Origin of the sequence: Dactylosporangium sp. CA-139066 (assembly GCF_050936175.1) — a bacterium.
Taxonomy (GTDB): Bacteria; Actinomycetota; Actinomycetes; order Mycobacteriales; family Micromonosporaceae; genus Dactylosporangium.
This window is the reverse complement of the sequence record NZ_JBNJNH010000001.1, coordinates 1,745,681-1,757,124: the sequence shown is the minus strand read 5'-3', so window position 1 is coordinate 1,757,124 and position 11,444 is coordinate 1,745,681. Positions and strand designations below refer to the sequence as shown.

The 11,444-nt window shown below is 71.2% G+C and carries 14 protein-coding genes and 1 tRNA gene; 4 read left to right on the top strand and 11 right to left on the bottom strand.

Annotated features, from left to right (window positions below; genetic code table 11):
* Window positions 1–194 precede the first annotated feature (194 nt).
* The gene (locus ACQEVU_RS08105) at window positions 195–2,138 is read right to left on the bottom strand and encodes a diguanylate cyclase domain-containing protein (RefSeq protein ID WP_433321917.1); all 1,944 of its coding nucleotides are present in this window, start codon (window positions 2,136–2,138) and stop codon (window positions 195–197) included.
* Window positions 2,139–2,339: 201 nt separating this feature from the next.
* On the opposite strand from ACQEVU_RS08105, the gene ACQEVU_RS08100 reads away from it, so the two are divergent.
* Entirely contained in the window at window positions 2,340–2,699 is a 360-nt protein-coding gene (locus tag ACQEVU_RS08100) for a hypothetical protein (RefSeq protein ID WP_433321916.1), read from the top strand.
* 205 nt (window positions 2,700–2,904) lie between these two features.
* Here the strand turns inward: ACQEVU_RS08100 and ACQEVU_RS08095 are convergent, their stop codons facing one another.
* The 5 genes from ACQEVU_RS08095 to ACQEVU_RS08075 all read right to left on the bottom strand — a co-directional run bounded on the left by ACQEVU_RS08095 (window position 2,905) and on the right by ACQEVU_RS08075 (window position 5,380).
* Window positions 2,905–3,357 (bottom strand): response regulator transcription factor, encoded by a 453-nt coding sequence (locus tag ACQEVU_RS08095; protein ID WP_433321915.1) that lies wholly within the window; start codon window positions 3,355–3,357, stop codon window positions 2,905–2,907.
* Complete coding sequence (locus ACQEVU_RS08090) at window positions 3,354–3,809, bottom strand: hypothetical protein (RefSeq protein ID WP_433321914.1); 456 nt, start codon at window positions 3,807–3,809, stop codon at window positions 3,354–3,356. Before ACQEVU_RS08090 ends, ACQEVU_RS08095 begins: the two co-directional genes overlap by 4 nt.
* Window positions 3,810–3,826: 17 nt before the next feature.
* Complete coding sequence (locus ACQEVU_RS08085; protein ID WP_433321913.1) at window positions 3,827–4,633, bottom strand: hypothetical protein; 807 nt, start codon at window positions 4,631–4,633, stop codon at window positions 3,827–3,829.
* The gene (locus ACQEVU_RS08080; RefSeq protein ID WP_433321912.1) at window positions 4,630–4,920 is read right to left on the bottom strand and encodes a hypothetical protein; all 291 of its coding nucleotides are present in this window, start codon (window positions 4,918–4,920) and stop codon (window positions 4,630–4,632) included. The genes ACQEVU_RS08085 and ACQEVU_RS08080 overlap by 4 nt, the downstream gene beginning before the upstream one ends.
* A 64-nt stretch (window positions 4,921–4,984) precedes the next feature.
* Window positions 4,985–5,380, bottom strand: a complete 396-nt coding sequence (locus ACQEVU_RS08075; protein WP_433321911.1) for a VOC family protein — start codon at window positions 5,378–5,380, stop codon at window positions 4,985–4,987.
* Between the two features lie 50 nt (window positions 5,381–5,430).
* Here ACQEVU_RS08075 and tnpB point away from each other — a divergent pair, with 50 nt between their 5' ends.
* From tnpB to ACQEVU_RS08060, 3 genes are all read left to right on the top strand, one after another.
* Complete coding sequence (tnpB, locus tag ACQEVU_RS08070) at window positions 5,431–6,555, top strand: IS607 family element RNA-guided endonuclease TnpB (protein WP_433321910.1); 1,125 nt, start codon at window positions 5,431–5,433, stop codon at window positions 6,553–6,555.
* A 79-nt stretch (window positions 6,556–6,634) separates the two neighbouring features.
* A tRNA-Pro gene (locus ACQEVU_RS08065) sits at window positions 6,635–6,708 on the top strand.
* 113 nt (window positions 6,709–6,821) lie between these two features.
* Window positions 6,822–7,070 (top strand): hypothetical protein, encoded by a 249-nt coding sequence (locus ACQEVU_RS08060; protein ID WP_433321909.1) that lies wholly within the window; start codon window positions 6,822–6,824, stop codon window positions 7,068–7,070.
* An 84-nt stretch (window positions 7,071–7,154) separates the two neighbouring features.
* On the opposite strand, the gene ACQEVU_RS08055 is transcribed toward ACQEVU_RS08060, so the two are convergent.
* From ACQEVU_RS08055 to ACQEVU_RS08035, 5 genes are all read right to left on the bottom strand, one after another.
* On the bottom strand, window positions 7,155–7,559 hold the full coding sequence (locus ACQEVU_RS08055) for a hypothetical protein (protein ID WP_433335362.1): 405 nt from the start codon (window positions 7,557–7,559) through the stop codon (window positions 7,155–7,157).
* An 85-nt stretch (window positions 7,560–7,644) separates the two neighbouring features.
* On the bottom strand, window positions 7,645–8,100 hold the full coding sequence (locus ACQEVU_RS08050) for an NUDIX hydrolase (RefSeq protein WP_433321908.1): 456 nt from the start codon (window positions 8,098–8,100) through the stop codon (window positions 7,645–7,647).
* 120 nt (window positions 8,101–8,220) lie between these two features.
* Entirely contained in the window at window positions 8,221–8,880 is a 660-nt protein-coding gene (locus tag ACQEVU_RS08045) for a hemerythrin domain-containing protein (RefSeq protein WP_433321907.1), read from the bottom strand.
* 80 nt (window positions 8,881–8,960) lie between these two features.
* Window positions 8,961–9,905 carry a hypothetical protein gene (locus ACQEVU_RS08040; RefSeq protein WP_433321906.1) on the bottom strand — a complete coding sequence of 315 codons (945 nt, stop codon included), beginning with the start codon at window positions 9,903–9,905 and terminating at the stop codon, window positions 8,961–8,963.
* 30 nt (window positions 9,906–9,935) lie between these two features.
* A complete protein-coding gene (locus ACQEVU_RS08035; RefSeq protein ID WP_433321905.1) occupies window positions 9,936–11,420 on the bottom strand; it encodes an MFS transporter in 1,485 nt (494 codons plus the stop codon).
* Between the last annotated feature and the right edge of the window lie 24 nt (window positions 11,421–11,444).

Sequence of the window (11,444 nt, the reverse complement as noted above, 5' to 3'; positions counted from 1 at the left end):
CATGGTCGACAGCCGGAAAGTGCCACCGCTGGCGGTGGGTGCACTTGTGTTCCGGCCGACGGGGTGTCAGGCTCACGAGACCGGGTACGGGCGGCCCGGGAACCGGGGGTGGGGTTGGGAGAGCGCTCTCCCACCGACGAGAGTTATCCGCCAAGCCGTCGCTGTCAAGAGGTTCACGGTTCCGGAACTGAAATTTAGAGAGCGCTCTCCAGCAGAGCTCCCTCGTATCGAACCCTGTACTCGATCCCGGCGTCCCGCGCGAACCGGGACACTGCCTCCGCAAACGCCCTCGACCGACCGTCCGCGACGCCGTCCGGCGGGGCCAGTTCGGGGTCGGCGATCAGCGCCGTGAACGGCAGGGCGGCGAGCAGGTCCAGGCGCACCGTCCCGGTGCCGCTGTGGTCCAGCGCCAGCCCGACCCCGGCCGCCCGCAGCTCCCGCATCGCGCGCGCCACGGCGCCGTCGCCGGACAGCTGCGCGGCCGGCAGGGCGAGGGTGAGCCCGCCGGGGGCCAGGCCGGCCTCGGCGAGCAGCCCGGTCAGCTCCGCGGCGAAGCCGGGCGAGACGAGCGCGGCCCGGCCGACCTCGAGCACGAACGGCGGCCGCGCCCGCTCCACGGCCCGGCGCAGGTCGGCCAGGCGCGACTCGGGGGTCATGAGCAGGCCGCTGAGGTCCGGGGTGTACCGCGCATGGGTGCCCTTGCCCCGCTTCTTCGCCGCATACATCGCGATGTCGGCGTGCCGCAGCAGGTCCTGCGCGCCGTCGCCGGGCTCCCGATCGGCGACCCCGACGCTCGCGGTCACCGCGAGGACATGCCCGTGCGTGCGCACCGGCTCGCCGAGCCGCTCAAGGATCCGCTCCGCGAGCGCGTCCAGCCGCCGGCCGGCCGGGGCCACCTCGTCGCCGTCGACGTCGGTGACCAGGACGGCGAACTCGTCACCGCCCAGCCGCGCAACCAGGTCGGACGGGCGCACAGCCGCCCGCAGCCGGCGGCCGACCTCGACCAGCAGCCCGTCGCCGACGGGATGACCGAGCGTGTCGTTGACCGCCTTGAAGTCGTCCAGGTCGATCAGGATCGCCGCCGCCGCACGCTCCAGCCGCTCGTTGAACAGCGCCCGGTTGGGCAGGCCGGTCAGCGCATCATGGGTGGCCTGCTCGTGCAGCAGCCGCTGATGCTCGCGCAGGGACCTGAGCAGCCCGTCGTTGTCGCGGAAGGCCAGCAGCTGGCGGGCCACCACGGCGCCGGTCGCGACGACGGCGCCGACCAGCACCGGCACGGTACCGACATCGCTCAGGGTGACGGCGACGAGCAGCAGGTTGACCGCGGCGACGGCGAAGTACGGCAGGATCGAGTACGACCGGCGCGGCCGCCGCGCCGGCGCGACCGGGCCGACCCGGCGCCGCTGCAGCACACCGGCCACGGCGACCATGACCGCCTCGGACATCGTGATCAGGTCGGAGACGCCGGCCAGCCGGGGGCTCTGCAGCACCGGCACCAGCGCCGAGCCCGCCGCGCCGATGAACACCACCAGCGCCAGGGCCTGCAGCGCGCGCACGTCGACGACCTCGGTGCCGACCAGGATCAGCTTCACCACCGCGAGGACCGCGAGCAGGCACAGCACCGACAGGACGAGCAGGCCGAGGACCTTCGGCAGCTCGGCGTGGACCTCGACGAGCGGGCGCAGCACGAAGTGCCACAGGAACGACGCCGAACACACCAGCACCGTGGCCGCGTCCAGACCCAGGCGCAGCCAGTCGCCGCCGCTGCGGGGCCGGGTCGGCAGGCTCAGCAGGGCCCAGAGCACGAGGAGCAGGGCGATGCTCAGCAGTACCACGGCGCCGGTGAGCACCGGTCCCGCCTTCTCCCCGCCGAGGCTCGCCTCCGTGAGCGGCTTCGTCGCCGGCGCGATCAGCAGGGCGGCGACGGCCAGGTAGCGCCAGAACCGGCGCCCGGCCGGGTCGAGGCCCGGCGTTCGGGCCGCCTGCAGCAGATACAGCCCGCCGACGGCGATCCCGACCGCCCCGGGCAGCCAGCCGAGCACGGTGAGGTGGTCGAACCCGGCGAACCGGGCCAGCCCCCAGCCGGCGGCCACAGCGAACAGCGGTGCGTACACGGCGAACAGTCGGCTCGATTTCACCGCCTGTCATCACCGCCTTCGACCGTTCCCGGCCTACTCCCGGCCGCCTTACCTTCGGCTGATCCAGTGCAGAGATGAGCGGTACCGCCCCGCTTTCGCGGGCGGTGGGCACAGGGTAGCGCCCTGTACGCGGCACGATCCAGTATGCCGGAATAGTGGATCATTACTCAGTTTGCCGCCTGTACAGCCGATACCGCAGACATGACCCGTCCGTTCGGGCCCTTACGTCCACCGAAGGCCCTCGGCGGGCGGATCCGCTGGCTGTTCCTGGGCTTCGGGCTGTTCAACCTGGCCGCCGTCGTGCCACGGTCCCTGGCCGGGCACGCCGCACCGCCCCTCGCCCGCGCCGGGGCCGTCGCCGCCGCGATCGTCCTCGGCCTTTACTGGCTGCAGCGGTACCGCCGGCAGACCTTCCCCCCGTGGGCCATCCCGCTCGAAGGCGCCGCGGTCGGCATCGTCGCCGTCGGGCTGCACGACTGGCTCGGCACGATCGGACGTTCGCGTGCGTGTCGTTCCGCGGCCTGTACGGCGCCTGGCGGCACGTACTCGCCTTCACGCTGATCGTGTTCGCCGCGGCGCTCGGCGGGGTCGCCCTGACCCAGCCCGACCAGATCCGGGCGATGCTGACGCAGGCGCCCGGGTACCGATGCTGGCACCGCCGAGGCGGCCACCGAACTGCTCGCCGGGGTACCCGGCGCCTGGGCGGAGGTCGGGCCGCGTCGCGATCGTCACCGACGGCGCGGCCCGCGTCCTCGACCCGCCACCGTCACCACTGGAAGCTGCGGTCTAGATCCGTGCCCGTATTCGGGTCCACCGGCGTCGGATGCACCCGCAGCAGCGCCTGCACACTGCCGAGCAGCGCATCGAGGCTGAACGGCTTCACCATGTGGTGCACCGCACCGGCGATGACCCCGCTGCGCACGACGTCGGGCTGCGCCAGCGCCGACAGCAGCATCACCGGGATCCGCGCCGTCTCGGGATCGGCCTGCAGTTGCTCGCACGCGGTGAGCCCATCCTGCCCCGGCATCATGATGTCGAGAATGATGAGGTTCGGCAGGCACGCCACGGCCGCGTCCACCGCCGACACCCCGTTGTCGGTCTCGATGACCTCGAAGCCGGCCTTCACCAGCCTGTACGCCACCATGCCCCGCAGATCCGCATCGTCGTCGACGATCAGGATGCGAGCGGTCTGCTTGTCGGATGCGAGCGCCGTGCTCATTGGCTGCCTCCAGGCCGGGGAACGTCCACCCCAGATTCGGCCGCCGGGCAAGCATTCCCAGTGCCGCCCGGTTGCCAGATCGTTCGTTTCAGCGCCCTGATCTGCCGCGCCTGATCCCTGAGCAGCTCCTCCCCCGCCTCTTCCACGGCGGCCCCTCCGGCCCCCGGCTGGATGTGAACCCGCCACTGCCGCATGCCAACGGTTTCCACGGCGACGCTGCCGTCCCTCGACCGCCCGCGGGCCACGATGCCTGCCCGCCCGGCGACGTAGGCCTCGGCCCGCCACCCCAGCGCCGCCGGCTCGCTCGCGGCGCCGGCGGCATCGAGCACCGCTCGCGTTCGCCCCGCCCACAGCGCCCGGGCGAGACGTTCGAGGCATGTTGGATTTATCGGCATTCCCCGGCATATAGCCACCTGGATCCGCCGGCCGTCGGCGCTGAGCGTGGCGGTCACCGCGCCGACGGTCCTGGTTATCGTTTCCACCCGAACAGCTCCGGCCGGTCCGCCACCAACTGCCCGGTCTTCCGCAGCGCCTCCGCGACCGCCGCGCGCCGCTCGTGCACATGCCCCAGCAGCTGGCGGATCGCCTCCCGCACCCGCTCCACGACCTCGCCCGGATCGTCGGCGCTGAACGAGGTCCGCGGCGGATCATCCGGCCCGGCCACGGCCATCACCTGCCCGACCGCCGCGACCCCGCCGAGCACGACGCCCGGCACACCGCCGAGCGGAACGGCCACCACCGCGGCCACGGACGCCATGACGGTGAAGGTGACCGTCCACTCGGTGCGCGTACAGTCGGTGCAGGCCGCCACCGCCGCCAGCCCCTGCTCGGCGATCCGGTCGGCGTCCTGCCGCGCCCGCGCCCAGATCTCCCGCTCCGCCACGAGCGCGGAGTGCAGCACCGCCGCGACCGTGTACTGGTTGCGCACGAACGCCGGCCAGGGCGCGAGAAACCCGTCCCGGAACCGCTCCGCCGCCTCCCCGCTCCACCCACCGAGCATCGCGACCGCCGCCCCGATCCGCGCCAGCCCCGGTTCGGCCGGCCGGTCCTCCCCTGTGGACAGTCCATCGAGGACGCTGCCCATCCCGTCGATCGGCCCGCCGAGACTCTGCGGATCGGGGAAGTGCGCCACCGCCCGGAACTCGTCGGGCACATCGGCGAACGCCCGCTCCACCCCGCGCCGCCGCAGCGGGTCGTGCTCGACGATCGCCATGGCGACGTCGACCGCCAGCCGCCGCAGATCCTCGGCATGCTCCATCAGCCGTTCGTACGTCACCCCGGCACCCGCCCCGACTCGCCCCGCCGCCGATCGAGCTCGACCCGCGCGGCGTCGTCGGCCCGCGCGTACCCTTCGACGGCCACGCACACCGCCTCGGCGGTCTCCTCGACGACCCGCCCCGCGTCGTCGAGGACACCCCCGAACTGATCCCGCAGCGCGCACCAGTCGGCGTTGTCGGCGCGGATGGCGTACAACTGCGAACCGGCTCTTCGATAAACCCCCGCGAGCGCGGGCAGCTCCACACGCCCGGCCCGCCACAACAGGTACAGATCAACCCCCAGCACGCCGGGCACGCTAGGCAAGCCACGCCACCGTCGGCGAGTCCGTTATGACTGTTATATGCGGATTCTAGGCGGGTCCGAGCAGGTCCCACCGATTCCCGGCAATGTCGCGAAAGACGACGATCTTGCCGTACTCCTCCACGCGCGGTAACCCTTCGAACACCACCCCGTGCCGGACCATCCGCTCGTAGCGCTCGTCGAAGTCCTCGACCCGCAGGAAGAACCCGACCCGCCCCGCGGCCTGCTCCCCCACCCCCGCCGCCTGCCGCTCCCCGTCGGCCTTGGCCAGCAGCAGCCCCGTCCCCCCACCGGGCGGCCGCACGACCACCCACCGCTTCGCTTTACGCTCGACGGAGGTGAGCGAGGGCGAGTCCTCGACCAGCTCGAACCCGAGCACCCCGACGAAGAACGCAATGGCCGGGTCGTACTCGTCAACCACGATCGTGACGTACTCAAGCCGCATCGCCGGAGCGTAACGGCCCGCCCCGCTTGAGGAGGTAACTAACTGATGGGATGCCAAGCGTCTTCGCACTATGGAACGCTATAAATGCTCAGGTGAACGTAGGAATGGGCGGCGTCGCAAAGCATCGCTCGGGTGAACGGGCCGGGCGCCCGGTCGGGTTCCCCCGGTTGAAGTCCCGCCACCGAAGCACGCCGAGCGTGCGGTTCACCACCGGCGCGATCCGGGTCGAGCCCGACCGCAAACATGTGGTGCTGCCCCGTCTGGGCCGGTTGAAGCTGCACGAGTCCGCGCGGAAACTCGCCCACCGCCTGGAGGCCGGCACGGCCCGGATCATGTCGGCGACGGTGCGCCGCGACGGCGGACGCTGGCACGTGGCGTTCTGCGTCGAGGTCGACCGCGTCCAGCGGCTGCCGGCCCGGACGGACGCCACCGTCGGTATCGACGTCGGGATCAAGCACCTGGCGGTGCTGTCGACCGGCACATACGAGCCCAACCCGCGCCACCTCGACGCCGCACAGCAGCGCCTGCGCCGTCTCGGACGTCGCCTGTCCCGGCGGCAAGGCCCGGACCGGCGCACCGGGCAGCGCCCGTCGAACCGGTGGCGGCGCGCGCAGACCCAGCTCGGGCGGGCGCACGCGCGGGTGGCGAACCTGCGCCGCGACGGTCTGCACCAACTCACCACCCGCCTGGCCGGAACCTACGGCACGCTGGTGGTGGAAGACCTCAACGTGGCCGGGATGCTGCGCAACCGCAGGCTGGCCCGGCACATCGCTGACGCCGGGTTCGGCGAACTGCGCCGGCAACTGGCATACAAGACCTTGTGGTCCGGCGGGCGGCTGATCGTGGCCGACCGCTGGTATCCGTCCTCCAAGACCTGCTCCGGCTGCGGCGCGGTGAAAACCAAACTGCCCCTGGCCGAGCGCACCTACACCTGCACCAGCTGCGGCCTCGTCCTCGACCGCGACGTCAACGCCGCCTGCAACCTTGCCGCACTCGTGCGTGAGGTGACCACCGCCGGGAGTGGCCCGGTGGCAGGACGTGGAGCCGACCAGAAGACCCGCCCCGACGGGCCGGTGGCTGTGAAACGTCAACCCGGCACCGCCACAGCGGATCAGACCGGGACCGTCCCACCGCAAGGCGGGACTACCCATCAGACGCTCGCCAGAGCTCACTGAGAGGTAACGGGATACCTCGTGGCCGGGGCGGGAGGGGATGCGCTAGGCTGTAGCGGCTGTCGACGGAAGCCGGCGGCACCGGGACATAGCGCAGCTTGGTAGCGCACTTGACTGGGGGTCAAGGGGTCGTGGGTTCAAATCCCGCTGTCCCGACCGGCTAGGGGTTTCCGCAGGTCAGCGACTTGCGGAAGCCCCTATTGCATTGCTCGGCATCACTGCCAGGTCCAGCACGCCGCTGCTAGACCCCTTGACTAGGCAGGTTTCAGATGCCGCTCCTGAAGATCGACAACCTCGCCGAAGGCCTCGCCCGTGACTGGTCCGGATTTCTCCGCGACTGGGACCGAACGCTGCGCGCCGGCAACTACCCGGAGACCACCCGGTACAACTACCTCCTCGCCGCCGCGCAGCTCGCCCGGTACCTCGCCGAGCACTCCCCGACCCGGACGCCGACGACGCCGCCGAAGACCCAACCGAGGTCACGAAGAAGCACATCGAGTCCTTCCAGGCGTGGATGATCGAGACCCGGTCCGCGTCCACCGCGCTGAACAAGCACAAGGGGCTGCAGCAGTTTTTCCGGTGGCTGCTCGACGAGGACGAGATCACCCGCTCCCCGATCGCCGGCCGGCCGGTCTGCGGCAGTTGCCGTGGCTCGTTGCGGTCATCACCACCAGGCCGAGGCACATCTCGTGCCGTCGCCCCAGACCACGCACCGCGGCGGCGTGCCCTTGAGCTGCGGCAGGAGCCCGCGCAGAGCGGGCGTTGTGCGTGCAGGTCACCCGCAGCGTGTCGCCCGGGTGCAGGGCGCCCCCGAACCGAGTCTGTGCGGCGGCGGCCACGGACGGCCCGGACCACCCCGGCGCGGCCGTGCCCGCGACGGCCCGGAACCAGCTGAAGACGCCCACCGCCCCGGCCACCAGCGCGAGCACGCTGGCCACGCGGTTGCCGAAGACGCCGAGGAGGACCGCGATCCCGAGCCCGGTCCAGGCAGCAACCTTCCAGCGCATGCCGGCGAAGCTGAGCGCGACGACTTGCAGCCCGATGGCGGCCCGTGGCGGTGACCGACCGGCGGAAAGCGTCGCCGTGGCACGCTCAGCCGGCCACGGTCTCCGTGGCGAAGAGCTGCTCCAGGAACGCTCCGTGCTCGAGCAGCGTGCCCGGCGGGACCGCGCGGAAGCTGCCGATCTGGTCGGACTGATCATCGCCGACGAGGATGCCGGAGGTGGGCGTTGCCTCGAACGCCATGCCCACGGGCCAGCCGTTGTAGCCGTCGCGGAGCATGTGCGGATACTCGATGTATCCGAGGAACCGCCCGACGTTCACGGTCACGCCGAGCTCGGCGCGCGCCACCCGCACGACGGCGTCCCGCAGGTGCTCGCCGAAGTACACGGTTCCGCCGGGCAGGTGCCACTGCCCCTTGCACGGCTCGATCGCCCGCCGGGTGAGCACGAAACCGTCGTCCGTCGAGCACACCACCTCGACGGTCAGCCGCGGCACCTTGCCGTAGATGTCGGCGAACTCAGCGGCCGAGAACGGCTGCGCGCCCATGTCTTCGATCCTATCGCCAGTTGGACCACCCGGTGACGCATGCTACCGGCCGGCGGCGAACAGGCCGCCCGAAATCCACCGGTTGATTGGTCACCCGGGCAGCACACGAGAGGTTCTTCGTCAGTGGGTGGCGGTGTTGGTCTTGGCGCCCCAGATGTCGAGTGCTTCGTAGGCGGCGCGCCATTCGTTCTCGTAGGCGCTGCGCAGGGGCTCGGGCATGTTGCCGATGAACGCGGCGAGCTTGGCGGCGGGCATGTCGTCGAGGAGCCAGGGCAGGTAGGTCGAGGTGTCGTCGACGTGGCGGCCGCTCTGCTCCTTGCCGAACGCGCCCCACTGCTCCTTGGTCAAGGTGCTGTCCATGAGGTTCAGGGCCTCGCTCTCCTCGTGTGCGAGGTGGTGGCGCAGCTTGGTGTAGAGGGCGTCGGTCAGGCCGGTGAGGCGTTCGAGGCCGGAGTCCCGGTCGGCGAGGGCCGCGTCGATGTCGGCGAGGAGGGGATCGATGACGGCGTGCTCGGCCTCCATCGCGTCCAGCAGGGCGAGGTCGTCGGGCCGGCCGGCCAGCGCCTGCTGCATCACGGGCCAGAGCGTGAGGTCCTCGGAGGTGTGGTGGATCGTGAGGTTCTTCTTGAACATCTCCCAGCCGACGGCCGTGCTCAGCACGTGACGGGGGTCCTCGTCGACCCGGGCCGTGATGCGCGCGATCCGCTCGAGCTCACGCCGCAGGGCGTCATGGATCGTGAACATCATCGTCATGTCGAGGTTCTTGAATTCCTGGCTCATCCTTGTTCCCCTCGGCGCCTCATCGCTACGTATTCGTACGCAACGCTATCATCAACATGCTTATCCATCAAACGACTGATCTAATTTCGTGGTCCGGTGTGGTTCCGGGCGATCAGGCCGTTGGCCACGTGGGCAGCGGCCGCGAAACGGGGGTCGGGGGAAATCGCGTCGTGGCGCACCGCGACCTCGGCGAGCTTGATTGCGTGCTCGTCGCCGAGGTCGACCGAACGGGCCGCGATCTCGGTCAGCGGCGGCAGGTCGTCGATCCCCGCGAGGGGGTCGTCCTGCGGCTGACCGCTGAAGTAGCCGCGGATCGAGGCGGTGGCGGCGACGGCCACCCGGTAGGACGGCGCGTGGTACTCCGGCGGCAGGTACTCGCACGCCAGCCGGACCGCGGCGGGAGCGGTGACAGCATGGATGAGCGGGATGGCGAAGCGCGGCCGGGCCCGGGCGTAGAAGTCCGCGCTGTCGAGAACCAGCCGGTGCAGCGCGGTGAGCACGTCGCCCTCGGGGTCGGGCGTGGACGGGAGCGGCTCGGGCTGGTACCGCGAGGCCCAGTACCCGAGCCCCTGCGCCAGCTCCCGCCGCTGACGCCGGTCGTCGCCGTGGGTCTCGGCCTCGGCCAGCGCCCGCATGGCATGCGATGTCCTGATCACGCCGTGGGTGAGGGCCACGCTGAGGCCCGGCAACAGCCGGGGCCACCACCGGGCCACCACCTCGCGCCACGGATCCGCCGCGAGCTCCCGCTCGAACAGGGCCGCCCAGTCGGCGACCCGGCTGAAGTCGCCGAGGGCGGACGACCAGTCACCCCCGGCCGACGTCAGTTCGATCTTGCGCTCCGGCGCGTCATGGTACGGGCGACGCAGGATGCGGGTGGTCCACTCCGGCAGATGCTCGCCGTGACCCAGCCGGGCCATGGCCTCGGCGGCCATGGGGGCGTGGTTGATGAAGGAGGCGCTGCCCCACTCGTAACCGAGCCCCTCCAGACGGTCGAGCGCGTCGGAGACGGCCTCGTAGTAGTCCAACTGATCCCTCCGTCTGACGAGCCGAATCGGTCAGACGACCGGCGCGGCGTCCTGCGGCTGAGCTTCCGGCTGGGGCGAGCGTCCGCTGAGCGTGGTGAAAGCGACCAGGCTCGAGAGCAGGAAGATGCCCGCGACGACGAGGAAGCCGACGCTGAAGCCGTGAGTCGTCGCCACGGCGACGCTGTGCCCCGGCTGATAGGACTTCGTCGCCGCCAGCACCACCGCCACCAGCGCCGAAAGGCCGATCGCGGAGCCGAGCTGGGTGCTGATGTTGATGAGGCCGGATGCGATGCCGGTGTCCTGCGGGTCCACACCGCGGACCCCGACGACGGTGAGGACCACGAAGGTCAGGCCGAGACCCAGACCCACCACCAACTGCGCCGGCAACAGCGCGAAGAACGGGTTGAGGGACGGGGTCAGCAGCGCCAGCCAGAGCGTGCCGACGATGCCGATCGCCACGCCCGTGGCCACGACGGCCCGCTCGGAGATACGGGTCAGCAGCTTCGGGCCTATGACAGCGGCCCCGAGAGCGATGCCGAACGTGATCGGCAGATAGCCCGTGCCGGTGACCATCGGGCTGTAGGACTTCACCGTCTGCATGTACAGCGTGAGGAAGTAGAACGTGGCCCCCATGCCGCCGCCGTTCAAGGCCATCACCAGGACGGCGCCCCGCCGGGCGCGGTCACGCAGCAGCGCCGGGGGCAGCATTGGCGACGAGCTGGAGCGCTGGATCACCACGAACGCGGCAATGAACAGCACCGCGGCACCCAGGCTGGCCTGCGTCCAGATGTTGCCCCAGCCCGCACTGTTGCCGTGGTTGATGCCGTAGACCACGGCCACCGCGCCGAGCATCGCGGTCAGCGCGCCGGGGACGTCGATCCGGCCGCGCTCACGGTTGCCTTCGACCAGCACGCCGGTGCCGAGCAGCACCAGCACGGCGATGGGGACGTTGATGAAGAGGACCCAGCGCCAGTTCAGGTACTCCGTGAGCAGACCGCCGAGCAGCAGGCCCACGACGGAGCCGAGGCCGCCCACCGCGCCGTAGACGCCCAGCGCCTTGTTGCGCGCCGGGCCCGGCGGGAAGGTGTTGGTCAGCAGGGACAGCGCCGTCGGCGTGGCGATGGCGGCGCCCACGCCCTGCAGCGCGCGGGCGGCGATCAGCGTGCCGGTCGAACCGGCGAACCCGCCGAGCAGCGAGGCGGCCGTGAAGAGCACCAGGCCGGCGCGGAAGACCACCTTGCCACCGAAGATGTCGCCGGCGCGCCCACCGACGAGCAGCAGACCGCCGAAGGTCAGCGAATATGCGGTGACCACCCAGTTCAGGTCGCCGCTGGCCGTGTTCAGGGCGCGCTGGATGCTGGGCAGCGCCACCGAGACGATGGTCGCGTCGAGCACCAGCATCAGCTGCACGGCCGCGATGACGAGCAGCGCCAGACCGGACCGGTTCGGCGCACCTGCCTGCTCACCCACGCCGCCGGAATCGGCTCTGGCTTCGGCTTCGTGGTTCACGGCCATGGACGTCCCCTTTCGATGTTTGTT

What these genes read in the sequence shown, in the direction of transcription:
- ACQEVU_RS08100 (WP_433321916.1), top strand. Translation starts at nt 2,340, where the DNA reads ATGACCCGTCCGTTCGGGCCCTTACGTCCACCGAAGGCCCTCGGCGGG.
- ACQEVU_RS08095 (WP_433321915.1), bottom strand. Translation starts at nt 3,357, where the DNA reads ATGAGCACGGCGCTCGCATCCGACAAGCAGACCGCTCGCATCCTGATC.
- ACQEVU_RS08075 (WP_433321911.1), bottom strand. Translation starts at nt 5,380, where the DNA reads ATGCGGCTTGAGTACGTCACGATCGTGGTTGACGAGTACGACCCGGCC.
- tnpB (WP_433321910.1), top strand. Translation starts at nt 5,431, where the DNA reads ATGCCAAGCGTCTTCGCACTATGGAACGCTATAAATGCTCAGGTGAAC.
- ACQEVU_RS08060 (WP_433321909.1), top strand. Translation starts at nt 6,822, where the DNA reads ATGCCGCTCCTGAAGATCGACAACCTCGCCGAAGGCCTCGCCCGTGAC.
- ACQEVU_RS08055 (WP_433335362.1), bottom strand. Translation starts at nt 7,559, where the DNA reads ATGCGCTGGAAGGTTGCTGCCTGGACCGGGCTCGGGATCGCGGTCCTC.
- ACQEVU_RS08050 (WP_433321908.1), bottom strand. Translation starts at nt 8,100, where the DNA reads ATGGGCGCGCAGCCGTTCTCGGCCGCTGAGTTCGCCGACATCTACGGC.
- ACQEVU_RS08045 (WP_433321907.1), bottom strand. Translation starts at nt 8,880, where the DNA reads ATGAGCCAGGAATTCAAGAACCTCGACATGACGATGATGTTCACGATC.
- ACQEVU_RS08035 (WP_433321905.1), bottom strand. Translation starts at nt 11,420, where the DNA reads ATGGCCGTGAACCACGAAGCCGAAGCCAGAGCCGATTCCGGCGGCGTG.